Raw genomic sequence first — 24,797 nt, forward strand, 5'->3', positions numbered from 1 at the left:
GGATTTATTTTCTATCTGGGGTTTTGTTGCAATTCGGGGTTCAGAAGAATGTATTTATCTCCGATAGGATATACGTAAAGGTTACTATTAGGTTGTAAAGTATAATTAACGCCTTTGAAACTGCGATTCTTTGTTACGGCGAAGTCGTTGTCAAGATTCAGACGCTTCTGGTCAAACCAGCGCATACCTGTTCCAAAAAACTCTCTTCTTTTTTCTTCAACAACGATACGAAGTGCGTCAGTAGCACTTGCTGCTGTTAATGGAATATAATTAGCCGTTGTAAAGCGCTTAATTCTCAAATTATTGACCAAAGTCATTGCATCTTCAGTTTTTCCAGCCCTGGCTAAACACTCTGCTTTAATCAGCATCATTTCAGGCACAGTAGGGCCGTTGTTAATTACAGATTCATTAATCAGGTATTTGGTTGATGCCCTTCCGGTAAAAGAAGCACTAAACTGCCCCCTAAACCGATTCCCTACATCTGTAAAAAGCTTATAACGTAAATCTGTTGTTCCCAAAGAAGTCAGTAAATCACTACTTAAGGAAGTAGCAACATAATTCACGCCTGCAATTTTGGAAAAGATAATCTCAGGATTTAACAATCTTACCGGAATGGTTCCTGCGGCATTTTCGTAAGTTTTCAGGTCTAGTAAGCCACTTTGCAAAGCCAGGGCGCTATCCGCATATAAGGCTGCATTGTTAAAATCGCGCATGTTTAAATAGGTCTTGGCAAATATGGCATAGCCTGATACTTTTGCCGGGCGTACATTATACTCCGCAACCGCAGGTAAGCGACTTATTGATATTCTTAAATCATTTAATATTTGCTTATAAACATCGGCAACAGGGGCTCTGTTGAGTTTGGTGAATAAATTTGATGTGGTGAGCAGCGGAACGCCCAAATCGGTTGATGCGGTGGCCGCGTTATACTGCTTGCCATACGTATTTACCAATGTCAGATAGGCATAGGCCCGGTGAACCAGGGCCTCTGCGTAAATTCGCTGCTTTTCTGCTTCCGTTCCATCCTGAGATGTTAAAACACCATCTAAAACCTGGTTGCACACATAAATGGTTTTATATTGTTTATCCCAGTCGGCGTCGCTTTGGCTTTCAGAAGTATATTTTGGCGCCCACGTGTATACATTGCCTAAAACGTCTCCCACTCCGAGAGAGGTTTGCCTTGTTGCATCATTGATTTCTATATCATCACCTGATAGTATCGGGTAAGAATAGGTTCCTTCCAGAACACCATTATTGTTCATGGTATTCCTGAAATCGGAAGTATATTTTAGTGTCCTGACTGAAAGCTGATCAATCTCCACATATTTCCTGCAGCTTGCCAAAGTAATTGCTAAGGCAAACAATATAATTGAATATCTATTTTTCATGTTGATTAAAGCGTTGCGTTGATTCCAAAAACATAACTTGGCGTTGGTGTTGTACTACCAAAATTTCCTGTATTGATAAATTCAGGATCGATGCCATCCTTATTTGCGCGCCAGACAATCCCCAGGTTTCGCACATTTGCCGATAGCGACAAAGATTTCACGAAGTTACGGGGCAGGAAGCGCTGCGGAACGATGTAAGCAAGAGAAATCTGTTGTAAACGGATGTTATCTGCATTTCGGACCAAAGCATCTGAAAAACGGTAACGGTTAATGCTGTTAAAGTTCACGTCTGTCAAGCCCGGAATAACATCAGGATTGGCTTCATCACCTGGTTTTCTCCAGCGATTATCCAGTTCTCCCTGACGACCAAGCACGCCTGAGTATGTGCCTGCAAAATTTGGATAATTTGTCACGGCATTTTTTAAGAAAATATGGCCGAAATAACCTACAAACCTCACCCCTAATTCTAACTGGCCGTAGCTGAAGTTATGGTTGAAACCGGCTGTATAAGGCGCGTATCTCCTACCTGCATAAACCAAATCTTCTTTCGTAAATGCATTCGTGAGGTTGGTCGTATTGTTGATGATGTTGTTGTTGCGATCATAGATCTGAGATTGCCCTTTGTTGTCAAGCCCTGCAAAACGATAAACGTATGTCGCCCCCAAAGGCATTCCCTCAATTGTTGCTGCTGTTCCTGCTATATTACTGGCATTATTGACATATCGTTGATCAGTAACCTTATTTGTGGTATAGCCAAAATTCAATATAGATTTCCAGCTAAACTTTCCAGCCCTGATGATTTCACCGTTTATAGTAAATTCATAACCCTGGCCGTTTAAGGTTCCACTATTGAAATTAAGGCTCGACCATCCGTATGTCGGGTTGTAAGCAAAGTTCCCTAAAATGCCTTTTGTTCTTTTTAGATACACATCAAAGCTTCCATTCAACCTTCCTTTAAAAAATCCAAAATCCATTCCCAGGTTGCCCATTTTGGTGGTTTCCCAACCCAAATCAGAATTGGCAGGGAAATCGATATTACCTACAGGCTGGTTGGTTCTTGGATCGGTACCAGTTATCGCTAATATAGGCACATTATTACCAGACTGAGGCACTACACCGCTTGTACCCAGGGTTGCGCGAAAGCTAAGGGCATCCAGCCATTGTAAATTCTGTATAAATTCTTCTTTGTTTGCATTCCACCGCAAACCAACCGACCAAAACGGCACGGCCCTCTTGCTTCTGTCAATTCCCAGCAGCGTGTAATCGTCAAACCGAACACTACCTGTAACAAAATATTTTTCCTGATAACTGTATGATGCATTACTATAATACGATAAATATCGCTTACGGTAAGCAACCAGATTACTTAAATTAGCACCAAGAGTCTGGGTATAGCCATACATGTCTGGGTATTGTTGCGTAGGGTTAACTGTTGCGATCGTACGCGTATCCGCGTTGTAGCCATATCTGGTTTCAGATGTATTATCCGAATTGGTTTCCCTGATTTCGGCACCAGCAATGGCATTGAACTGGTGTTTGCCTCCGATATTAAAGTCGGAGTTTAACTGACCTCTTAACGATGTTTCTGATGATGTGGTTCCATAGGTAATGTAGCGTCCACCCGCAAAGGTTGGTGCAACTGCTCTACCACTAACAAGCGGGGTAAAGTTATTTGTAAGCAGTCTGCCTGCATAACTATTTGCATCATCCAGCGTATAAGAGCTACCGAACTGGCGCTGATTGGATATTGAAATATCAGCATTTAACCATTTCGCAATTTTCCCATTTAAACCTGCACTCATTCTGAGTACATTATTTTTTGCGATAGAGTTTGAATAATTTAACTCATCTAATGTATTGTAAGTAAAGGGTAAATAACCCTGGCCAACCATTTGCTTTGCTATAGCATCGGTAATGATAATATTTCTTCCAATACTATTACCATTTGCATCCTGCAATAAATCATAAGGGCGTAATGCCGTGGGGCTTATTGATAAGGCATTTGCTGCAGTTGGATTGTATTGCGACTTCGAGTACTGATAATTAAATAATGCCCTCAAGGTTACTTTTTTGTTAAAAAAATCGGTTGAAGTATTGGCATTTACAAATGCATTTTCGCCGTAATTGCTTTTAAAAACCGGTACATCTTTAGTGTAGTTTCCAGATATGTAGTAGGTACTCGATTCCGAACCGCCTGAATAAGAAAGGTTATACTGATGATTAACTGCATTTTGCAATAAATAATCTTCAATCTGTTTCATACCATCTCTGGAACCGATTTCTGCGAGTGCGGCATCGCGCTGTGCTATAGTAGCCGTACCCCGTTTAACCCTGAACATCCATTCAGTTGCTTCACTATTGTTAGGGGTGTAGATCGCATTGCTCGGATCTGTTGCGATTGCTGCAACGGGATCTACAAGGATTCCTTTATCCACCATCTCCTGCTCTAAATTGATGTATTGAGCACTATTCATCCAGTGCAAATCAGCAATAGAAGGATTTTTTGAAATACCGAAAACATAACCAACATTCAATGAAGGTGCAATTTTTTTTCCTTTCTTAGTTTCAATTACAATTACACCATTTGCTGCTCTTGAACCCCATATAGATGAAGCTGAAGCATCTTTAAGGAAAGTAATCTGCTCAATATCTGCCATATTGATGTTGCTGATAATTGAATTACCAAAAGTATTGCCGGCCACCTGTTTGGTGAGGGTCGCTGCATCACTGGGATTCATTAAAGGAAATCCATCCACTACGATGAGCGGAAGGCCACTACCACCTGCATAATTATTTACGCCGCGAATCTGAACGGCGTTGCCTTTGATATCGAACTTTACGCCAGCTACCTGCCCTTCCAGGCGTTCCAGAATGTTTACAGCCGGGTTAGCTGCCAGTTCTTTACCAGTAATAACTGCATAAGCACCTGCAGCACGCTCCTTGCTTATTTTCTGATAGCCGTTTGAAACCACTGATACTTCTTCCAGCGAAGCTGAAGACTGTCTGAGTGTGATATAATAAGTAATCGTCTTCCGGTCAACGAAAATCTCCTCGCCCTTAAAGCCCAGATAACTGATTTGCAGAACATAACCATTGGCAGGCACATCATTAATCACCAAATCTCCGTTTTTGTCGGTGGTGTACATCTTATTGATTGTTTTGTTGTACACATTCGCTCCCGGGAGTGGCCTGCCTGAAGAATCCCTTACTGAAAGCTTTACATCAACGGCCTTAATAATATCAACCAGTTTATCAGTCACACTTTTTTCTTTAATTACAATGGTTTTACCATCCAGCGAAAAAGAAAGGGCCTGGTTATTTAATGATTTTTGAATAGCCTCGAATACACTAACCTGATTTACATTGATGGAAACAGGTTTAGCATCCAGAATAATATTGAGGTCATAAATAATGTCGTAACCGCTCTGTTTACGTATCTCTTTCAGCACGCGTTCCAATGGCGCATTTTTTTCAACAATGGAAACTTTTTGTGCCATTGTTGATGCACTGATTTGCATGAACGTTAAAAGAAGAATCGCAGCAGTTAGTCGCATAACGAGTAGCAGTTTTCGGAACTGCCGGTTAAGCAATCCGAGTGAAGTAAAATTTTTATACATTTGTTTGTTTGGTTATTGCATTCGGCCCGGGCTTCGAAATCAGGACCTTATGCGATTATTAGTTGATTAATTATTGTCGACTACCAATTATCCAGGGGTGCCGCCAAGCACTTCTGGTTTTTTTTGGAATCGTTTTTAATTTATTTAGAAACGATTACCCTCCTTCCTTCAAGTTTAAAGTGTACTTTTCCTGTTAACTGAATATGGTTCAGCACTTCTGAAATATTTGTGCCTCTCGACATCCAACCGCCCAGCATTAAATTTTCTGGTGCAGTTCCTTCATAAACTATTTCTACATCATACCATCGGGCTACCTTTCTCATAGCGCTGCGTAAATCTTCTCTAAATACAAACGCTCCGTTTTTCCAGGCAACCGCCATTTCAGTATCTGCTTCTTGTACCTGTATATTTTGATTACTCAGCTTTGCCAGCTGACCTGGTTTAAGCAATGTAGGTTTATTATCGTTTAAAGCAACACTTACGCTTCCTTTAAGTAAAGTAGTTTTAATAAAGGGCTCATCCGCATAGGCACTGATATTAAAATGCGTGCCCAGCACCTGCACCTTTTCTGATTGAGCATTGTTTTTAATCACTGATACGGAGAAAGGCACTCTCCCTTTAGCTCCTTCTATATGCGCAACTTCAAAATATCCTTCCCCAGTTAAGACTACGTTTCTTCCATTTGCGGCAAAAGTTGTCGGATATTTTAAAGATGATCCTGAATTTAACCAAACTTTTGACCCATCAGGCAGGATAATAGTATATTGTCCACCTATAGGTGTAGTAATGGTATTAAACCCAACACCTTTACCTTTTGTATCTAAAGCCTTGTAAACCAAAGTTCCCTCTGAGGATTTTGTAATTTCAATTCCAGCTTCGGTTGCAATTTTACCAACAGCATCCTTATTTAAATCAATTACCCTGCCATCAGATAAAGTTAATATTGCCTTATCAGTACCAGCAGGCAGGTCATATTTTTTTTCAATAACAAACCGATCATGAGTAGTACTGTTATCCTTAAGCATCAGGTAACCTACTCCGGCCATCAGTAATATGCTTGCGGCAATCCCTATTGAAATTATTCTTTTATATGAACTGCTTAATTTCTGAACCTTTGGCAATTCAGGTGCGGCTTGTGAAACATCAGAAAGAATTTTGTTCCAGATTCTGGCTTGTAACTTTTCATATTCTATTGGTGGTGGATCAACAGATTTATTTTCTTCAGCTTTTAACAAATACCAGGTTTCAAGCCGGGCATTTTGTTTTGCTGTAAGTTTATTATCAAGATAGTCTCTGATAAATCCACTTATAGTTTGTTTGTTCATGTTTATTACAGGTAGTATAATAGTATGACAGCTAGCTCAAGGCAATGTTGTATCCAATATTAAAAAAAAGTTACTTTTTTATTAATTTATTGAAAACAGCGCTATAATGAGATAAAGAAAGAGGGTAAATGATTCCCAAATTTGGTTCGCAATGTAGAAATAGCTTTGTTCATTTGCGTTTTAACAGTAAGCTCAGAAATATCCATAATGCCCGCAATTTCTTTATAGGAAAGATTTTGTTTTCGTTTCAGCTCGAAAACCTCGCGCATTCGTGGAGGCAGTTTTTCAATTTCCTCTTCAATTAGCTTGGTTAAAATGCGTTCTCTAATGAGATGATCGGTGATTTCCTGTGCCTGATCCAAAAATTGACCAAGATCGGTTAAATAAGCATGATGCACTTGATTTTTACTAAAAAAATTCAGAATTGCATTTCTGGTAGAAACATAAAGATATGCTCCAAGTGAAGTATTGGATGACAATTGTGGTGCTTTCTGCCACAACTTTGTAAATACCTCCTGAACTACATCCTCACTCTCGTTCCCATCTTTGAGCATCCGTAGCGCGTGTTTGTACAATAATGGCCAGTATCTGTTATAAATTTCTGAAAAAGCCCTGTTATCCCGATCTATTAATAGCGAAAGTAACTTGTCGTCATTATATGTGGCATAGTCCTGGTCCATTGATGAGTAAAAATAGAACTTATTTATTGTAAATAGAAATGGGTAAAAAGCACACCAATAACAATATGATAATGATTCGGATATAATCTTGTTTGTTAATTGAATATTATTCAGAATAAATAGTCCAATTTGCTCAACGTTAAGTATCCGCCTTTATCCATCGATAATATTTAATATTAGATGAGCATGGATCTTTTAATCTGGAAATAAACAATGTTATGGAGGAATACTGAAAAGAAACCCTCTTTTGACCCTATAAGTTTAAGGATTCTTACATTTAGTGCATTTATGCGAAACGGCAATCAATTTTGTTTAGGGCTTATTTGGTAATAGAGACCTGTTATGCAAGCATGCTATCTCCCATGACAGTAAAATAAGCATATTGATAAACAGCTTAACAAATGAAAATTATTGTTACCGTTAAATCATTGTAAAGCCAGTCTTTATTTAATATTAAAATGCATTATTAATCAGTTTTCTATAAATAATAACGACACTTTTAATATCAATTACGTTTCAATTGGCGTTAATGGGTTATGAAACTTCAAAAATTTTTACTCGTTACCTTACTCATCATTGGCAGCGACCGCCTGTTTGCACAATCAACTTCTCCATCCTCTACCATGAACCCATTGGAAAGTAATAGAAAGAAAATAGATTCCTTAGATCAGCAACTCATTGAATTATTGGGGCAGCGCGAACTTGTAGTGAAAGAAATAGGGATTTATAAAGCAAAGAACCACATCCCACCCCTACAGGCCGCACGTTTTCAGCAGGTGCTGGATAAAAATATAGCAGCGGGTAAAAAGCATGATTTATCGCCGGACTTTGTAACTGAAGTTTTCAATGCCATTCATAAAGAAAGCTTAAGAAAAGAAGAGGAAATAAAATCAGGCCATTCCGGACAATAAGCTCATTCAGCTTCATGATATTCAATAAAATCATTGATTTTATTGAATATCATTTTTGTCCCTCAGGAGTTCCCTGTTTAATCCATCCTACATTCAGACAATACCGCAGATTGTTTAACACTTATGAAGAGAAAATTGATTATTGGAAACCGCTGTTCTTAGATCTGGAATACTTCTAATGAGGCATTCAATATCGTGGATCGACGAATGGGCTTCTTCCAGACGTTAAGTATACGGATACTATGGAAAAAAGAGAGTTTATAGATCTGTTCGACTCAAATCTCTACTATGAAATGCCATTATCCAACACCTGTAGCACTATATTTTTAATCAATCAATTGTAAATGAGTCACTTACAAAAAAAATAAAGACAAAAAAAGGAGAATTTTTCAATTCTCCTTTTAGTGCACTTGTAGGGATTCGAACCCCAAACCTTCTCATCCGTAGTGAGATGCTCTATCCAATTGAGCTACAAATGCGTTTCCGTATCGTTAACGGACTGCAAAGGTATAATTTGATATTTTAATTTCCAATTAATTTTTAAAAAAATCTTAAAATAATTCTTTGCAGAGTTTGCTTTATGCGCCTAATACATCATTAATTACTTTAAAATCAGGCAAATCCTTTGCATTTTCCAAAACTTCAGCATAAGCAATTTTTCCTTCTTCATCGATAACAAAAGCTGCTCTTTTAGAAACACCTCTTAATCCGAAAGCAAATTCATCATAAAGAGCACCGTAAGCTGCCGATACTTCTTTGTTAAAATCAGACAATAATGGAAACTGGTAACTTTGTACTTCTTTAAATTTCGCCAAAGAGAAAGGAGAATCAACAGATATGCCAATTACCTGTGCATCTATTCCTTCGTAATAACTGAAATTATCACGCATGGTACATAACTGCTCGGTACACGTTCCGGTAAAAGCCATTGGAAAAAAGTGAATAATTACTTTTTTGCCTTTAAAGCCAGAAAGAGAAATTTCTGTTAAATCAGAACTGTATAATTTAAAATCAGGGGCGGTATCGCCAATTTGTAATGCCATTTGTACTTTTTTTTATAGGTTAAATATATTTAATTGGTTCAGTTGTTCATTAGACATTTGTTCATTCGTGTTACATCAGCCTAATGAATCAATGACAAATGAACTAATTTGCTTTATCCATTTGTTGCTCCAAAATTAACAATCCTTCTTCAAAAGAATGCGGATTGTATCCTAAATCTTTAATGGCCTTATCCAGCACAAATCCTGTTTTTACAGGCCTTTTAGCAGTTTGGTTTAAACTTGCAGAACTTATTTCATTAATAAACGAGTCATCCAGCTTCCAATAGCCGGCAACTTTCCGCACTAAATCGGCAATGCTCATGTAATCTTTACCCGATATATGGTAAATCCCCTTAGCATCTTTTTCAACAGCCAGCAGGCAGGCCTCGGCCAGATCTTCGGCCAAGGTCGGCATGCGCCATTGGTCGTTCACCACATTTATGGGTGATGCTTTTTCTAATGCTCCCTTAGCCCAAAGCACAATATTACTCCGGCTCATATCATTGCTAATGCCATACACTAATATTGTTCTTAAAATAGCGCAATTTGCATTTGATTTCTTGAGCAGTTCTTCAGCCAGCACCTTAGATTTACCATAATAACTGACCGGATTTACAGCATCTTGCTCTTTATAAGGCCCGTCTAGTCCATCAAAAACAAAATCGGTACTCAAATGGATCAACTGGATATTTTTTTCCTCACACATAGATAACAAGGTTCCAACTGCATCAACATTTAACCGATGGCAAAGCTCTTTATTTGCCTCACAGGTATCTACATTAGTCATTGCAGCGGTGTGGATAACCGCGTCAGGACGATATTTTTCAATAACCTCTTTCACCTGTTCAGGATTTAAGATATCCATTTCTGCATACTCATATCCTTCTTTAACAGGAAAACGGTTTACCCCTACCGAAGTAGCTATCAGATTTACCCTCCCCTCGAATAATACTTTTTCTGTTATTTTCTGCCCCAAAAGACCATTGCTACCGGTAACCATTATTCTTTTCATCTTTTATAAAAGATTATTTTTTGTCACTTACGACTAATTGTAATAGGTTTATGACAAAATTTCAAACTAATCAATTCTAGAACCAAAGATAACGATGAAACCCTTTTTAACTGCTCTATTATTTCTACTTGGCTTTAAAGCTATTGCCCAGGATTCAAAACTGACTGAACATTACATCAAAAAAAACAGCATTTATGCGGAACTCCTTGGAAATGGAGGGGTATATTCGATTAATTACGATAGGGTATTTCAATTAAGTAAGCAAGTAAAGATAGTACCTAGAGTTGGTTTTTCAACTCTTGAAGATGTATTGATTTTTCCACTAGAGGCAAACCTCCTCCTAAGCAAAAGTAGCACATCTAAAAATTTCTTCGAAACAGGTATTGGTCTAACTATATTAAAACCATTAAATGGTTTTTCAGGACAATTACTTACCATTAACGGATATGATTATAATTTTAATAACAGAGCCGTTAATACCCCAGTGATTTTAAGGGCTGGTTTTAGGCACCAAAAACCGACAGGCGGTTTTATGTACAGAACAGGCGCACTCTTATTTACGGGCGATGAAACCCTATTGACTATAGGAATTGGATTAGGCTATACTTTTTAATGTTGTCCTGACGATTCAAAGATTTGAAAAACAACAGGTTTTTGAACAGTTTTTCCACTAAAATCTGACAACATTTTAGATGTTAAAAAATTTTGTAATATATATTTAGAATTCAGTAAGAATAACTTAACTTTGCCAACCGAATTGGAGCCCCTATAAACAGCTTTAATTCATTGACTGTAATAAATTTACTCACAACAGATATGCCTAACTTAGGAAAAATAGCACAAATTATCGGCCCAGTGGTTGACGTTAGCTTTGCTGATGATGCCCATCTACCTAAAATTTTTGATGCGTTAGAGATAACGAAAGAAAATGGACAAAAAATTGTTTTAGAAGTTCAACAGCACTTAGGTGAAGACCGTGTACGTGCAATTTCAATGGACTCTACAGATGGTTTAGTTCGTGGAATGAAGGTTCTTGATACTGGTTCAGCAATTAAGATGCCAGTAGGCGATCAAATTAAAGGTCGTTTATTTAATGTAGTTGGTGAAGCTATTGACGGTATTACAGCTGTTGATAAAACTGATGGTCGTCCTATCCACGCTACTCCTCCTAAGTTCGAAGATTTATCTACTGAAACTGAAGTACTTTTTACAGGTATTAAAGTAATCGATTTATTAGAGCCTTATGCAAAAGGTGGTAAAATTGGTTTATTCGGTGGTGCTGGTGTAGGTAAAACAGTATTGATCATGGAGTTGGTTAACAACATCGCGAAAGCTTATGCTGGTTTATCAGTATTTGCAGGTGTTGGTGAGCGTACTCGTGAGGGTAATGATTTACTTCGTGAGTTTATCGAATCAGGTGTAATCAACTATGGTGACGAATTCTTACACTCAATGGAAAAAGGTGGATGGGATTTAAAAGCTGTTGATACTGAAAAATTAAAAGAATCTAAAGCAACATTGGTTTTCGGACAAATGAACGAGCCTCCTGGTGCACGTGCACGTGTAGCATTATCAGGATTAACTGTTGCAGAATATTTCCGTGATGGTGATGGCGAAGGCGCTGGAAAAGATATCCTTTTCTTCGTTGATAACATCTTCCGTTTTACACAGGCAGGTTCTGAGGTATCGGCTTTACTAGGTCGTATGCCATCAGCTGTAGGTTACCAACCAACATTGGCAACTGAAATGGGTTTAATGCAAGAGCGTATTACTTCAACAAAACGTGGATCAATTACATCAGTACAAGCGGTATATGTACCTGCGGATGATTTAACTGACCCGGCTCCGGCAACAACTTTTGCCCACTTAGATGCAACTACAGTACTTTCGCGTAAAATTGCCGAGTTAGGTATTTACCCTGCGGTAGATCCATTGGATTCTACTTCACGTATCCTTTCTCCAGCTGTTTTAGGTGATGAGCACTATAACACTGCACAACGTGTTAAAGAAACTTTACAACGTTATAAAGAATTACAGGATATCATCGCGATCTTAGGTATGGATGAATTATCTGAAGAAGATAAATTAGTCGTATCAAGAGCACGTCGTGTTCAGCGTTTCTTATCTCAACCTTTCCACGTAGCTGAGCAATTTACAGGCTTAAAAGGTGTATTGGTTGACATTAAAGACACCATCAAAGGATTTAACATGATCATGGATGGTGAAGTTGATGAGTACCCTGAAGCTGCATTTAACTTAGTTGGTAGCATTGAAGATGCAATCGAAAAAGGTAAAAAATTATTAGCAGAAGCGAACTAGTATCGAGATTTGAGTATTAAGTATCAAGACTGAAATACAATCTTGATACTTGATACTAACTACCAGATACTCCAATCTAAAAAGAATGAATTTAGAAATATTAACTCCAGATAAAAAAGTTTTCGAAGGTGAAGTAACAGCAGTTACGGTTCCTGGTACTTTAGGTTCTTTTCAGATTTTAAAAGACCATGCCGCCATTATCTCTACTTTAGAAGATGGAGAAGTGATTATAAAAGCAAATAAAGCTGATGAACAACGCTTTTTTATTAAAGGCGGTGTAGTTGAAGCTATTCACAACAAAATTGTGGTTTTAGCTGAAGGTATCGCTTAAGCAAAATAATTAACTCATTTAGAAAGCCTTCTGATTTTAAATCAGGAGGCTTTTTGTTTAACTTAGTATTTCAAACCAATCATAACCAGAATTAAAGTTTAAAAAATATTTAGAGATTGTTTAAAATCGATCCGTCACCCTGACCTGTAGCGAAGCGGAAAGCTACGAAGTAAACCGAGCCTTAAGCGAGCTCACCGAAGGTAATTTATTTCAGGGTCTATATTCAAACACTAATGTTTCTTTACATTTTCTCACAAAAAACCTGCTAAAATTTTCAATTTTCAGTGCGTGTTTGGGCATTTTAGGCAGAAAAATAGAAAATTTATAATGCAAGCATAACAAACAGACCATATACCGTTTTGATATCTGGTCTACAGCTATCGGCATTAAATAACTAATTCAACATTAGTTAAGAATATTATTCCGATCATAAGGCAAATACAAGAATAATATTCTTATTTAACTTTTTTCTGATTTCTCTTGCATATTAATGAACCAAAAACTAAATTGGTTTATTATAAACAATAAGATAATAATGACTATTCAGCACAACATATTTCCTACCTCTACTACTGCAAAAGCAGCTGGTAATGTAGCGTTGTTACCTGTCATTTTACTTAACCTCCTACTCCTAAACATTTTATGGAGTAAGAAAATGGGCAGCTTTTAAATAGATTTTAAAAAACTAAATATACCTAAAGCGTCCCGATACAAACGGGACGCTTTTTTTAGATAACAAAACACAGTATTATGACCCATTCATGCAAATAGGTTAAAAAAACAATAAGAATAAACAGATGAAATACTATAATTCTAATACGATTATTTACCTTGACGGACAGTTTGAAAAGGCTGTGAACAGCAGTACTGATCTTTACGGACAGTCGCTACACTACGGCTATGCTGCTTTCGAGGGTATTAGAGCCTATAAAACGCATAACGGTAACCGCATTTTCAAAGCTGCTGCCCATTTCGACCGCTTAGAACGTTCTTGCCAGTTGGCAAACATTCCTTTCCCATGGGATAAACAAGAATTAATTGCTGCAACCTATAAACTACTACAGTTGAACAAACTGAAAGATGCTTATATCCGCCCCTTGGTATTTTGCCATCCGAACATGAAATTAAACGAGCCGAGCGGAGTCTCGATCTTAATATGTGCATGGGAATGGGATGCTTATTCGGGCAACAAATTGTTAAATTTAACTATTTCTGATTACGAGAGGCCAAATCCAAAATCGACTCCAATGGAAGCGAAATTGAGTGGAAACTATGTCAATTCTATTTTAGCAACTACAGCAGCAAACATTAAAGGTTACGACGAAGCTTTACTTTTAGATATGCATGGCTTTGTTGCCGAAGCATCCGGAGCAAATATCTTTCTGGAAAAAGATGGAAAATTATATACCCCATCTTTAGGGAACATTTTACCAGGCATTACACGTGCAACTGTAAAGGAACTTTGTACTGTTTTGGATATAGAATGTACTGAGAAAAAACTAACCATAGAAGACCTTAAAAATGCCGATGGCGCTTTCTTATGCGGAACAGCGACCGAGATAGCCGGCATTGCCTCCATCGATGATATTGTTTATCGTCCACTATGGCGGGAATCTATTGGTTATACCATACAACGTGCCTATAAAAACCTTGTGCTTGAAAAAGTGAATTACGAAGTGATCATTTAAAATGGGTCGATAGTCCATAGTAAAACGGCTCATAGTAGATTAGCATACTCGCTATTAACCAAAAGACCATGAACTATGAGCCAGAAGAAATTGGAATAACAACGAGCAATTAAAAACAAATGACTGAAGAAATCAATCAAAATTATCCAAAAGCTTACCAGCAAATAGATACGGCTACCAAGGCTTCGGGTTTTGATATGGCATCGGACGTGTTGACCTGCTCTTTGCTTAAAACCCTTGCTGCAACCAAACCTTCAGGTAAATTTCTGGAGCTTGGAACCGGAACTGGTTTATCGACCTCATGGATATTAGATGGCCTGGATGAACACAGTACTTTGACTTCGATTGATAATGATGCTAAATTTTTAGCGATTGCGAAAGATTTTCTTAGCGGAGATGAACGCTTAACATTGGTTGAAACTGACGGAGCGGAGTGGATTGAAAAGAATAAAGACAAAAAATTCGATTACATATTTGCCGATACCTGGCATGGAAAATATTTGCTTTTAGACGAAGCGATTTCCATGCTCAACAAAGGTGGTCTTTATATAATCGATGATATGTTACCTCAGCAAAATTGGCCTGAAGGACATCAGGAAAAGGCAATTAAGTTGATTAAAGATTTAGAATCCAGAGATGATTTGCTTTTAACTAAACAGGTTTGGGCAACCGGAATAGTAATCGGGGTAAAAAAATAGAGAAATACATTAAAATAGTTCTTTGCATTTTTTGAGAAGTTAGTATGTTTGTAATTCAGTCGACGACATGAATATAAATACAAACATTATTAGCAACCTAATTATTGTCATTTCTCAAAAGAGAGGTGGAAATCGTTGCGTATAATATAAAATATACCCTATCGAAACCGCCTCCTAAAAGAGGCGGTTTTTTTTTGCCTTAAAATATAACAACTTACAGAACCAGAATATACATTTTAAACAATGAGCGAATTAAACAAGTACAGTAAAACATTCACACAAGATCCAACACAACCAGCCGCACAGGCTATGCTTTATGGAATTGGTTTAACCGACGCTGATATGGCTAAAGCACAGGTCGGTATTGCAAGTATGGGCTACGATGGTAACACCTGCAACATGCACTTAAACGACCTTGCAAAAGACGTCAAAGCCGGGGTCTGGAAAAATGATTTAGTGGGCTTGGTTTTTAATACCATTGGTGTAAGTGACGGGATGAGCAACGGTACAGATGGCATGCGTTACTCATTGGTTAGCCGTGACGTAATTGCTGATAGTATCGAAACCATTTGCGGCGGGCAATATTATGATGGCATTATCTCCATCCCTGGCTGTGATAAAAATATGCCGGGCGCCATCATGGCCATGGCACGTTTAGACCGCCCTTCGATTATGGTTTATGGCGGTACAATTGCCCCAGGCCATTATAAAGGAGAAGAATTGAATATTGTTTCGGCATTCGAGGCATTAGGTCAAAAAATCTGTGGTAACCTTTCAGAAGAAGATTATCAGGGCATTATTAAACACACTTGTCCTGGTGCTGGAGCATGTGGTGGTATGTATACCGCAAATACTATGGCATCAGCAATTGAGGCCTTGGGTATGAGTTTACCATATTCCTCGTCTAACCCAGCGGTTAGTGAAGAGAAAAAACAAGAATGTTTAGATGCCGGTAAATACATTAAGATTTTGCTGGAGAAAGATATTAAACCATCAGATATCATGACGCGAAAAGCATTCGAAAATGCAATCCGTTCCATCATTGTATTAGGTGGTAGTACCAATGCTGTTTTGCATTTTATCGCTATGGGTAAAGCCATTGGCGTAGAAATTACGCAGGATGATTTCCAGAAAATGAGCGATATAACTCCGGTACTTGCCGATTTTAAACCTAGTGGAAAATATTTAATGCAGGATTTACACCAATATGGTGGTATCCCTGCTGTACTAAAATATTTATTAAATGAAGGCTTGTTGCATGGCGATTGCTTAACCGTAACCGGGAAAACGATGGATGAGAATTTAGCTGATGTGAAATCGATTATGGATTACGATCAGAAAATTGTTCAAAAATTAAGCGAACCTATAAAAGCAACTGGTCACTTACAGATTCTGTATGGAAACCTTGCCGAAAAGGGTTCTGTAGCAAAAATCAGTGGTAAAGAAGGCGAAAAATTTGAAGGTCCTGCACGTGTATTTGATGGTGAACACGATTTAATCGCCGGCATTTCGAGTGGCCGTGTTCAACCTGGCGATGTTATCGTAATTAAAAACTCAGGTCCGGTAGGTGCACCTGGTATGCCAGAGATGTTAAAACCAACTTCAGCTATTATCGGTGCCGGTTTAGGTAAATCGGTTGCTTTAATTACCGATGGTCGCTTCTCCGGTGGTACACATGGTTTCGTGGTTGGTCACATCACACCTGAATCTTACAAAGGTGGTTTAATCGGTCTTGTAGAAGATGAAGACAGGATTTTGATTGATGCCGTAAATAACATCATCAGTTTACAGGTCAGCGAAGAAGTGATTGCCGAGCGTAGAAAAAACTACGTTCAGCCAGCATTAAAAGTAACAAAAGGTGTTTTATATAAATATGCTAAAACAGTTTCAGACGCAGCAAGTGGTTGCGTAACTGACGAATATTAAAATCAAAAAATCATCCCTGGATTAGTTGATTACTAAAAAAACAGATTATGCAAATAATTAAAAGTATTCAGAATAGGATTTATGAAATCCGGGGAGAAAGAGTCATGCTCGATTTTGATTTGGCATCACTTTATGAAGTTGAAACAAGGGTATTAAATCAAGCGGTTAAACGAAATATAAAGCGTTTTCCTGAAGATTTTATGTTTCAGTTGACATCAAAAGAATGGGAAAGTATTCAGTCACAATTCGTTACTGCATATGAGAAAATTAATTCATCATCACAAATTGTGATGATGAATATGCCTCAAAACAGAACCGATAAATATTTGCCTTATGTCTTTACGGAGCAAGGTGTTGCCATGCTGAGTGGCGTTTTGAAAAGTGATAAGGCAATTAACATGAACATTGCCATTATGAGAGCCTTTGTTGATGTTCGGAAAATTTTGCTGAAGCAAAGCAATCTTAATGAACAATTAACAGAAATTAAAGAACGGATTGGTGAACATGATGTTCAGCTTAACGAACTTTATGATGCCATGGAAAATTTAATAGGCGAGAAAATTGCTCAATTAAAATGGAACGACAGACAAAGAATTGGGTTTAAAATTAAAGAATAACAGAATCGCAAAAACATAACTATGGAAACTGCACAAGATACAATACAACAAACCGAGGCAAAAGCAGAAACCTCAAAAACCTTATTTAAAGGGACAGGCTCTCAGGTTTTGTTGAATGGATTAATTGAAGAAGGTGTTACCACCATTTTCGGTTATCCTGGAGGAGCTATCATGCCTATTTATGATGCCCTTTATGATTATGCCGATAAATTAGAACATATTTTAGTCCGCCATGAGCAAGGCGGAATCCATGCAGCTCAAGGTTTCGCCAGAGCAAGCGGCAGAGTTGGTGTTTGTTTCGCAACCAGTGGGCCCGGCGCAACCAACCTGGTTACTGGTTTAGCAGATGCACAGATAGACAGTACACCGTTAGTTTGTATTACCGGACAGGTTTTCGCTCACTTATTGGGAACAGACGCTTTCCAGGAAACAGATGTGATCAATATTACCACTCCGGTTACCAAATGGAACTATCAGGTTACTGATGCCAAAGAAATTCAGGAAGTATTAGCAAAAGCTTTTTACATTGCTAAAAGTGGCAGACCAGGTCCGGTTTTAATCGACATTACAAAAAATGCGCAGTTACAATTGGAGGAATTTCCTGAATATGTAAAATGCAATCATATTCGCTCTTATCGCCCGAAACCAAAAGTTAGGGTTGAATATATTGAACAAGCAGCCGAATTAATCAATTCCGCAAAAAAACCGTTCATCCTTTTTGGACAAGGTGTTATTTTGGGTAAAGCTGAAGAAGAATTTAAAGCTTTTATCAATAAATCAGGTATTCCTGCTGCATGGACAATCATGGGCGAAGGCGCTATTCCAACTTCACACCCCCTAAACGTAGGTATGTTGGGTATGCATGGCAATTACGGGCCAAACGTGTTAACGAATGAATGTGATGTCCTAATTGCCATCGGTATGCGTTTCGACGACCGCGTGACTGGCCGTTTAGATAAATATGCCAAACAAGCCAAAGTAGTACATTTAGATATTGATCCTGCTGAGATTGATAAAAATGTTAAAGCTGAAGTTGGGGTTTGGGGCGATTGTAAAGAAACGTTACCTCTATTAACCAATTTGGTTAACGAAAATAAACACGAAGACTGGTTAGCCAAGTTCAGAGATTATAACCAACAGGAAATAGACCAGGTTATTACTCCAGAGCTTTATCCAACAAGTGATGAAATGACCATGGGCGAAGTATTGCGTAACATCAACGAAATCTGCGGTGGTGATGCTGTTATCGTTACCGATGTTGGTCAGCACCAAATGGTAGCTTGCCGCTATGCTAAATTCAACAATACCCGCAGCAATATTACTTCTGGTGGTTTAGGTACCATGGGCTTTGGTTTACCGGCCGCAATTGGTGCTAAATATGGTGCTCCCGATAAAACCGTTATCGCCATTATTGGTGATGGAGGTTTCCAGATGACGCCTCAGGAACTGGGTACCATTATGCAGTTTGGTGCAGCCGTAAAAATCCTGATTCTGAACAACCGCTTTTTGGGGATGGTTCGCCAATGGCAACAGTTATTTCATGATAAACGTTATTCTTTTGTTAATATCACCAGCCCTGACTTTGTGGCTTTAGCAAAATCGTATTATATCGAAGCGAGCAAAGTTGATGAACGTGCAAACTTAAGACAGGCATTAGAAACCATGATCAACCACGAAGGTTCTTACCTATTAGAAGTAATGGTTGGTAGGGAAAACAACGTGTTCCCAATGGTTCCGCAAGGAATGAGTGTAAGCGAAATCAGATTGAAATAAGAGTGGAAAGGTAAAGCTAGCGTAATCGTCATCTCGACTGTAGCGCAGCGAAAAGGAGAGATCTTTCTTTAACAACATTTAAAGATTTGTCCACAAGGTCGAAATGACGAATAGGTAAAAAGAAATTATCATGAGTACTGAAAATACATTAGAACATAAAATAGATAAAGCCGATTTAGAAGGTAAGCAGGAATACACCATCACGGTTTATGCCGAGAACCGCATTGGTTTATTAAACAGGATTGCGATTATTTTCTCTAAAAGGAAAATCAACATCGAAAGCTTAAATACTTCTCCATCAGAAATTGATGGGATACACCGTTTCAATATCGTTATCCAGGAAGGTTACGAAGTGGTGAGAAAGCTGGCTCGCCAGATTGAAAAGCAGATTGAGGTATTAAAAGTTTACTTTAATACCAACGACGAAATTATCTGGCAGGAACTGGCACTTTACAAGGTTTCGACAGATGAAATTGCCGAAAAAGTAACTGTAGAGCGTTTATTACGTCAATACGGTGCAAGTGCAGTAGTAATCCGTAAAGATTATACTGTTTTTGCAGTAACCGGTCACCGTGAAGAAACTGATGCTTTGGTAAAAGCTTTAGAACCTTACGAATTAATTGAATTTGTGAGATCTGCAAGAGTGGCCATTATTAAAGATAGCGCCGGTTTCCACGAAAAACTAAAGGAATTTGAAGCTTTCGAACCTGGTGAAGAATTGGTAGAAAATGAATTTTTAGAAAAAGGAGAGAAAATCTTTACGATGTAGTATAAAGGTAGAGGGTAGAAAGGTGGAAGGTAAAAAGCATCATGCTTAATGATAACTGCGAAAACCTTAGTGCCCTTTACGGTTAAAACAACTTTAATATGAAATGCAATAAAACCATACCGATTTTAAGAATATTCGATTACGATAAAGCAATCGAGTTTTATGTAAACTGGCTTGGATTTAAAATAGACTGGGAATACCCCTTGGAAAAGAATTCCCCGGTTTATATCCAGGTTTCATTGAACGGTCTTGAACTTCATTTAAGCGAACACCATGGAGATAGCGCCCCTGGTGCGCACGTTTATGTTGACTGTGTAGGTTTAAAGGAATTCCATAAAGAAATAACAGCAAAGAATTACAAATATAATAGACCAGGCTTAGAGGAAACTTTTCATGGAACCTGGGCAGTAACCGTAAACGACCCGTTCTTTAACCAGATTACTTTTAACGAAGAGCGAAACGAAGCTGAAAATACAGAGATTAAAGAAAAAATATGAACGAAGTATTTGATTTTATAATAAACTCACGCAAGGCGTTTATTAAGTTAATAGATGATTTAACAATCGAAGAATTGAATAAAATTCCCGATGGTTATAACAATAACATCATCTGGAACTTTGGCCATATTGTAGTGAGCACACAAACGCTTTGTTATGTCCGTACAGGTGTATTGCAAGATGCTACATCGGTAAAATTTAACGAGTATTATAAAAAAGATACAAAGCCAACTTATACAGTAACAGAGGAAGAAGTAGCAGAATTGAAGGCCATTGCACTAGAGAGCATTGAAAAAATAAAAGAAGATTATGCTAATGGAAAATTTTCAAGCATCACTCCTTTTACAACAGCTACCTATGGCGTACAAATGAATAGTATAGAAGAAATTCTAATCACTACTATTGGTCATGATAATATACATCAAGGTTATGCATGGGCACTGAAGAGACATATATAAATGGATGAGGGTTTTGAAAAACAGACCCAACTAAAATAAACCCGATAGCAGTAAAAATTTGGCTGTCATGCTGAGCATAGTCGAAGCACAGCCCAAATTTTACGAATAGCGGGACTGAAACAACCGAAGAGCACAGAAACTTGCTTTTCAAATAAAAATCGGTGAAATCACTAGATCTGTGTAATCAAACCGAAGGAAAAAATGATTCGTGAAGACACGAACCATGGCGATTAAAGAACAAATAAATAATAATTAAATAAATTGATTTGAGGCAGGAAAATCCTATAATCCTTAAATCCTGGTATTAGAAATTAACCAATAAAAACAATGGCAAATTATTTTAACACATTACCTCTTAGAGAAAAATTAAACCAATTAGGTGTTTGCGACTTCATGGACAGTTCTGAATTTTTAGATGGCGTTAGCGCATTAAAAGGCAAAAAACTGGTAATTGTTGGTTGCGGTGCACAAGGCTTAAACCAAGGTTTAAATTTAAGAGATAGTGGTTTAGATGTAAGCTACACTTTACGTAAGGAAGCAATTGAAGGCAAACGCGATTCGTGGAAAAATGCAACTGAAAATAACTTCACAGTTGGTACTTACGAAGAACTAATTCCAAATGCAGATGTAGTAATTAACCTTACTCCAGATAAACAACACACTGCTGTTGTAAATGCAATTATGCCTTTAATGAAAGAAGGTGCCACTTTGTTATATTCTCACGGTTTCAATATAGTGGAAGAAGGTATGCAGATCCGTAAAGATTTAACCGTGATTATGGTTGCACCTAAATGCCCGGGTAGTGAGGTTAGAGCGGAATATGTTCGTGGTTTTGGTGTTCCTACTTTAATTGCAGTTCACCCTGAAAACGATCCTCAAGGTAAAGGATTGGCACAGGCTAAAGCTTATTGCGTAGGTACAGGCGGTCACAGGGCTGGTGTATTAAAATCATCTTTCGTAGCTGAGGTAAAATCAGATTTAATGGGCGAGCAAACCATTCTTTGTGGTTTATTGCAAACTGGCTCTATCTTATCATTTGATAAAATGGTAGAAAAAGGAATCGATGCAGGTTATGCCTCTAAATTGGTGCAATATGGTGTTGAGGTTATTACCGAAGCCTTAAAACAAGGTGGTATTACTGCAATGATGGACAGGTTAAGCAATGTAGCCAAAATCAAAGCTTTCGAAATTTCTGAAGAATTGAAAGACATTATGCGTCCATTGTTCCAAAAACACCAGGATGATATTATGAGTGGCGAATTTAGCCGTACCATGATGGAAGACTGGGCAAATGGTGATAAAAACTTGTTAAAATGGAGAGCTGAAACTGGTGAAACTGCTTTTGAAAAAACGCCTGCTGGTGATGTAAAAATCGGCGAGCAAGAATATTTTGATAACTATACGCTAATGGTTGCATTTGTTCGTGCCGGTGTTGAATTGGCTTTCGAAACCATGGTACAAGCTGGTATCAAACCAGAGTCTGCTTACTACGAATCGTTACACGAAACACCACTTATCGCCAACACCATTGCACGTAAAAAATTGTTCGAAATGAACCGTGTTATTTCTGATACTGCTGAATACGGTTGTTATTTGTTCGATCAGGCTTGTAAACCACTTTTAGGTGATTTCATGAAAAAAGTAGATACTGATTTAGTTGGTAAAAACTTTAACGAAGGCAAAGATGGTGCTGTTGACAACAGAAAATTAATTGATGTTAACGAAGCTATTCGTTCTCACCAGGTAGAGCAGATTGGCGCAACGTTGCGTAAAGCAATGACTGCAATGAAAGCGATTAAAACAGCATAAAAACAAAAAGAATGTCATCCTGAGCCTGTCGAAGGAATTCTTTTTGTTTCTATAACGAAAAAGTCTTCGACAAGCTCAGATTGACAAACATTAAATAAATAACAAAATGTCAAAAACATTAGTAGAAAAAATTTGGGATGCTCACGTTGTAAAAAGTGAAGAAGGATTTCCTGATATTTTATACATTGATACACACTTAATACACGAGGTAACCTCTCCGCAGGCATTTGATGGCTTACGCAAAAGAGGATTACCTGTTTTTCGTCCAAAGCAGACTGTAGCAACTGCCGACCATAACGTGCCTACGTTAAATCAGTTATTACCAATCAAAGAAGAGCTTTCGCGCTATCAGGTAGATATGCTCACGAAAAACTGTGCAGAATTCGGCGTAGAACTTTATGGCTTAGGCCATCCTTTTCAAGGTATTGTACACGTTATCGGTCCGGAGTTGGGCATTACCTTACCAGGTAAAACGATGGTTTGCGGCGATAGCCATACCTCTACGCATGGTGCTTTTGGTGCCATTGCATTCGGCATCGGCACTTCGCAGGTAGAGCAGGTTTTCGCAACACAATGTTTATTGCTGTCGAAACCTAAAACCATGAAAATCGAGGTAAACGGCGAGCTTGGAAAAGGTGTTGGTGCAAAAGATATTATCTTATATATTATTGCCAAAATATCTGCAGCGGGTGGCACAGGTTATTTTATTGAATATGCAGGGTCGGCAATTGAGGCTTTAAGTATGGAAGCTCGTATGACGATCTGTAACATGAGTATTGAAATGGGTGCACGTGGTGGGTTAATTGCACCAGACCAAACCACTTTCGATTACATTAAAGGAAGAGAATTTGCTCCTGCCGGTGAAGAGTGGGATAAAGCCTTAGCTTACTGGAAAACATTATATAGCGATGCTGATGCCAAATTCGATAGCGTGTTAACTTTCGATGCTGCAGATATCGCTCCAATGATTACCTATGGTACTAACCCGGGAATGGGCATGGGTATTCAGGAACATATTCCGGCAACTGGTACACAACCAGAAAAAGAAAAACTTTCGTACCAGAAAGCGTTAGATTATATGGGCTTTGATGATGATTCTTCATTAATTGGGAAACCGGTTGATTATGTGTTTATCGGAAGCTGCACCAACTCCCGCATTGAAGATTTACGTGAAGTGGCTGATTTTGTTAAAGATAAACGCAAAGCGGATAATGTTACCGTTTGGATTGTTCCAGGATCAAAACAGGTAGAGCAACAGGCCAAAAACGAAGGTTTGGATAAAATTTTCGAAGCCGCTGGTTTCCAGTTACGCGAACCAGGTTGCAGTGCGTGTTTAGGAATGAACGAAGATAAAATCCCGGCAGGTAAATATTGTGTATCTACATCGAACAGAAACTTTGAGGGTAGACAGGGACAAAATGCACGTACCTTATTGGCTAGCCCGCTTACCGCAGCAGCAGCAGCAGTAACCGGAAAAATTACCGATGTGAGGGATTTTCTGGAGAAAGCTTAAAATAAATGTCATGCTGACGAAGGAAGCATCTGCAAACTAAGAAACAGATTCTTCGTTCCTCAGAATGACAACTTTTAAAATATATGATACTAGAAGTTGCCATATTAAATGTAAAAGCCGGATTATCGGCTGATTTTGAAAAAGCTTTTAGCGAAGCACAAAAGATCATTTCTTCGATGGAAGGTTACATTTCGCATCAGCTTCAGAAATGTGTAGAGGTAGAGAACAAATATATCCTATTGGTAAACTGGAAAACACTGGAAGCACATACCGAAGGTTTCAGAGGATCGGCAGAATACCAGGATTGGAAAAAGTTATTACATCACTTTTATGATCCTTTTCCAACAGTTGAACACTTTACCAAGGTAGAAGGCTGAAGGTTATAATAAATATTAAATCAATGAAATCACCCCAATCGGTGAA

At 38.2% G+C, this 24,797-nt stretch carries 21 protein-coding genes and 1 tRNA gene; 15 read left to right on the forward strand and 7 right to left on the reverse strand.

Going from position 1 to position 24,797, the window contains the following annotated elements; translation table 11 throughout:
- Nucleotides 1-11 precede the first annotated feature (11 nt).
- The 4 genes from ACUN24_RS25405 to ACUN24_RS25420 all read right to left on the reverse strand — a co-directional run bounded on the left by ACUN24_RS25405 (nt 12) and on the right by ACUN24_RS25420 (nt 7,010).
- Nucleotides 12-1,388, reverse strand: a complete 1,377-nt coding sequence (locus tag ACUN24_RS25405; protein ID WP_445565016.1) for a RagB/SusD family nutrient uptake outer membrane protein — start codon at nt 1,386-1,388, stop codon at nt 12-14.
- A 5-nt stretch (nt 1,389-1,393) separates the two neighbouring features.
- Entirely contained in the window at nt 1,394-4,885 is a 3,492-nt protein-coding gene (locus ACUN24_RS25410; RefSeq protein ID WP_445565017.1) for a SusC/RagA family TonB-linked outer membrane protein, read from the reverse strand.
- Between the two features lie 260 nt (nt 4,886-5,145).
- On the reverse strand, nt 5,146-6,330 hold the full coding sequence (locus ACUN24_RS25415) for a FecR family protein (protein ID WP_445565018.1): 1,185 nt from the start codon (nt 6,328-6,330) through the stop codon (nt 5,146-5,148).
- Nucleotides 6,331-6,431: 101 nt separating this feature from the next.
- Complete coding sequence (locus ACUN24_RS25420) at nt 6,432-7,010, reverse strand: RNA polymerase sigma factor (protein ID WP_445565019.1); 579 nt, start codon at nt 7,008-7,010, stop codon at nt 6,432-6,434.
- Nucleotides 7,011-7,546: 536 nt separating this feature from the next.
- On the opposite strand from ACUN24_RS25420, the gene ACUN24_RS25425 reads away from it, so the two are divergent.
- Nucleotides 7,547-7,921 (forward strand): chorismate mutase, encoded by a 375-nt coding sequence (locus tag ACUN24_RS25425; protein ID WP_219075726.1) that lies wholly within the window; start codon nt 7,547-7,549, stop codon nt 7,919-7,921.
- Between the two features lie 405 nt (nt 7,922-8,326).
- On the opposite strand, the gene ACUN24_RS25430 is transcribed toward ACUN24_RS25425, so the two are convergent.
- From ACUN24_RS25430 to ACUN24_RS25440, 3 genes are all read right to left on the reverse strand, one after another.
- A tRNA-Arg gene (locus tag ACUN24_RS25430) sits at nt 8,327-8,400 on the reverse strand.
- Nucleotides 8,401-8,499: 99 nt separating this feature from the next.
- Nucleotides 8,500-8,964, reverse strand: coding sequence for a redoxin domain-containing protein (locus ACUN24_RS25435; protein WP_445565020.1), 465 nt, complete (start codon nt 8,962-8,964; stop codon nt 8,500-8,502).
- 103 nt (nt 8,965-9,067) lie between these two features.
- Complete coding sequence (locus ACUN24_RS25440) at nt 9,068-9,976, reverse strand: SDR family oxidoreductase (RefSeq protein ID WP_445565021.1); 909 nt, start codon at nt 9,974-9,976, stop codon at nt 9,068-9,070.
- 94 nt (nt 9,977-10,070) lie between these two features.
- Here ACUN24_RS25440 and ACUN24_RS25445 point away from each other — a divergent pair, with 94 nt between their 5' ends.
- The 14 genes from ACUN24_RS25445 to ACUN24_RS25510 all read left to right on the forward strand — a co-directional run bounded on the left by ACUN24_RS25445 (nt 10,071) and on the right by ACUN24_RS25510 (nt 24,751).
- On the forward strand, nt 10,071-10,589 hold the full coding sequence (locus ACUN24_RS25445) for a hypothetical protein (RefSeq protein WP_445565022.1): 519 nt from the start codon (nt 10,071-10,073) through the stop codon (nt 10,587-10,589).
- A gap of 203 nt (nt 10,590-10,792) precedes the next feature.
- Nucleotides 10,793-12,295 carry a F0F1 ATP synthase subunit beta gene (gene atpD, locus ACUN24_RS25450; protein ID WP_116251722.1) on the forward strand — a complete coding sequence of 501 codons (1,503 nt, stop codon included), beginning with the start codon at nt 10,793-10,795 and terminating at the stop codon, nt 12,293-12,295.
- 85 nt (nt 12,296-12,380) lie between these two features.
- The gene (gene atpC / locus ACUN24_RS25455; protein ID WP_025145830.1) at nt 12,381-12,626 is read left to right on the forward strand and encodes an ATP synthase F1 subunit epsilon; all 246 of its coding nucleotides are present in this window, start codon (nt 12,381-12,383) and stop codon (nt 12,624-12,626) included.
- Between the two features lie 797 nt (nt 12,627-13,423).
- On the forward strand, nt 13,424-14,314 hold the full coding sequence (gene ilvE / locus ACUN24_RS25460; protein WP_445565023.1) for a branched-chain-amino-acid transaminase: 891 nt from the start codon (nt 13,424-13,426) through the stop codon (nt 14,312-14,314).
- Between the two features lie 119 nt (nt 14,315-14,433).
- The gene (locus ACUN24_RS25465) at nt 14,434-15,012 is read left to right on the forward strand and encodes an O-methyltransferase (RefSeq protein ID WP_445565024.1); all 579 of its coding nucleotides are present in this window, start codon (nt 14,434-14,436) and stop codon (nt 15,010-15,012) included.
- A gap of 243 nt (nt 15,013-15,255) precedes the next feature.
- Nucleotides 15,256-16,938 carry a dihydroxy-acid dehydratase gene (ilvD, locus tag ACUN24_RS25470; protein ID WP_445565025.1) on the forward strand — a complete coding sequence of 561 codons (1,683 nt, stop codon included), beginning with the start codon at nt 15,256-15,258 and terminating at the stop codon, nt 16,936-16,938.
- Nucleotides 16,939-16,985: 47 nt separating this feature from the next.
- Nucleotides 16,986-17,555 (forward strand): ORF6N domain-containing protein, encoded by a 570-nt coding sequence (locus ACUN24_RS25475; RefSeq protein ID WP_445565026.1) that lies wholly within the window; start codon nt 16,986-16,988, stop codon nt 17,553-17,555.
- 21 nt (nt 17,556-17,576) lie between these two features.
- Nucleotides 17,577-19,328, forward strand: coding sequence for a biosynthetic-type acetolactate synthase large subunit (gene ilvB / locus ACUN24_RS25480; protein ID WP_445565027.1), 1,752 nt, complete (start codon nt 17,577-17,579; stop codon nt 19,326-19,328).
- A gap of 130 nt (nt 19,329-19,458) precedes the next feature.
- The gene (gene ilvN / locus ACUN24_RS25485; RefSeq protein WP_445565028.1) at nt 19,459-20,097 is read left to right on the forward strand and encodes an acetolactate synthase small subunit; all 639 of its coding nucleotides are present in this window, start codon (nt 19,459-19,461) and stop codon (nt 20,095-20,097) included.
- 98 nt (nt 20,098-20,195) lie between these two features.
- A complete protein-coding gene (locus ACUN24_RS25490; RefSeq protein WP_090499005.1) occupies nt 20,196-20,594 on the forward strand; it encodes a glyoxalase superfamily protein in 399 nt (132 codons plus the stop codon).
- Complete coding sequence (locus ACUN24_RS25495; protein ID WP_445565029.1) at nt 20,591-21,052, forward strand: DinB family protein; 462 nt, start codon at nt 20,591-20,593, stop codon at nt 21,050-21,052. The genes ACUN24_RS25490 and ACUN24_RS25495 overlap by 4 nt, the downstream gene beginning before the upstream one ends.
- Before the next feature lie 327 nt (nt 21,053-21,379).
- A complete protein-coding gene (ilvC, locus tag ACUN24_RS25500) occupies nt 21,380-22,861 on the forward strand; it encodes a ketol-acid reductoisomerase (protein WP_445565030.1) in 1,482 nt (493 codons plus the stop codon).
- A gap of 106 nt (nt 22,862-22,967) precedes the next feature.
- On the forward strand, nt 22,968-24,374 hold the full coding sequence (gene leuC, locus ACUN24_RS25505; protein WP_445565031.1) for a 3-isopropylmalate dehydratase large subunit: 1,407 nt from the start codon (nt 22,968-22,970) through the stop codon (nt 24,372-24,374).
- A gap of 83 nt (nt 24,375-24,457) precedes the next feature.
- Nucleotides 24,458-24,751, forward strand: a complete 294-nt coding sequence (locus ACUN24_RS25510) for an antibiotic biosynthesis monooxygenase family protein (protein ID WP_193420532.1) — start codon at nt 24,458-24,460, stop codon at nt 24,749-24,751.
- The last annotated feature ends 46 nt before the right edge of the window (nt 24,752-24,797 follow it).

The organism is Pedobacter sp. WC2501 (assembly GCF_052682415.1).

Bases quoted from the DNA above. Each gene is read 5' to 3' on its own strand.
- ACUN24_RS25405 (WP_445565016.1), bottom strand. From the start codon at position 1,388: ATGAAAAATAGATATTCAATTATATTGTTTGCCTTAGCAATTACTTTG.
- ACUN24_RS25410 (WP_445565017.1), bottom strand. From the start codon at position 4,885: ATGGCACAAAAAGTTTCCATTGTTGAAAAAAATGCGCCATTGGAACGC.
- ACUN24_RS25415 (WP_445565018.1), bottom strand. From the start codon at position 6,330: ATGAACAAACAAACTATAAGTGGATTTATCAGAGACTATCTTGATAAT.
- ACUN24_RS25420 (WP_445565019.1), bottom strand. From the start codon at position 7,010: ATGGACCAGGACTATGCCACATATAATGACGACAAGTTACTTTCGCTA.
- ACUN24_RS25425 (WP_219075726.1), top strand. From the start codon at position 7,547: ATGAAACTTCAAAAATTTTTACTCGTTACCTTACTCATCATTGGCAGC.
- ACUN24_RS25435 (WP_445565020.1), bottom strand. From the start codon at position 8,964: ATGGCATTACAAATTGGCGATACCGCCCCTGATTTTAAATTATACAGT.
- ACUN24_RS25440 (WP_445565021.1), bottom strand. From the start codon at position 9,976: ATGAAAAGAATAATGGTTACCGGTAGCAATGGTCTTTTGGGGCAGAAA.
- ACUN24_RS25445 (WP_445565022.1), top strand. From the start codon at position 10,071: ATGAAACCCTTTTTAACTGCTCTATTATTTCTACTTGGCTTTAAAGCT.
- atpD (WP_116251722.1), top strand. From the start codon at position 10,793: ATGCCTAACTTAGGAAAAATAGCACAAATTATCGGCCCAGTGGTTGAC.
- atpC (WP_025145830.1), top strand. From the start codon at position 12,381: ATGAATTTAGAAATATTAACTCCAGATAAAAAAGTTTTCGAAGGTGAA.
- ilvE (WP_445565023.1), top strand. From the start codon at position 13,424: ATGAAATACTATAATTCTAATACGATTATTTACCTTGACGGACAGTTT.
- ACUN24_RS25465 (WP_445565024.1), top strand. From the start codon at position 14,434: ATGACTGAAGAAATCAATCAAAATTATCCAAAAGCTTACCAGCAAATA.
- ilvD (WP_445565025.1), top strand. From the start codon at position 15,256: ATGAGCGAATTAAACAAGTACAGTAAAACATTCACACAAGATCCAACA.
- ACUN24_RS25475 (WP_445565026.1), top strand. From the start codon at position 16,986: ATGCAAATAATTAAAAGTATTCAGAATAGGATTTATGAAATCCGGGGA.
- ilvB (WP_445565027.1), top strand. From the start codon at position 17,577: ATGGAAACTGCACAAGATACAATACAACAAACCGAGGCAAAAGCAGAA.
- ilvN (WP_445565028.1), top strand. From the start codon at position 19,459: ATGAGTACTGAAAATACATTAGAACATAAAATAGATAAAGCCGATTTA.
- ACUN24_RS25490 (WP_090499005.1), top strand. From the start codon at position 20,196: ATGAAATGCAATAAAACCATACCGATTTTAAGAATATTCGATTACGAT.
- ACUN24_RS25495 (WP_445565029.1), top strand. From the start codon at position 20,591: ATGAACGAAGTATTTGATTTTATAATAAACTCACGCAAGGCGTTTATT.
- ilvC (WP_445565030.1), top strand. From the start codon at position 21,380: ATGGCAAATTATTTTAACACATTACCTCTTAGAGAAAAATTAAACCAA.
- leuC (WP_445565031.1), top strand. From the start codon at position 22,968: ATGTCAAAAACATTAGTAGAAAAAATTTGGGATGCTCACGTTGTAAAA.
- ACUN24_RS25510 (WP_193420532.1), top strand. From the start codon at position 24,458: ATGATACTAGAAGTTGCCATATTAAATGTAAAAGCCGGATTATCGGCT.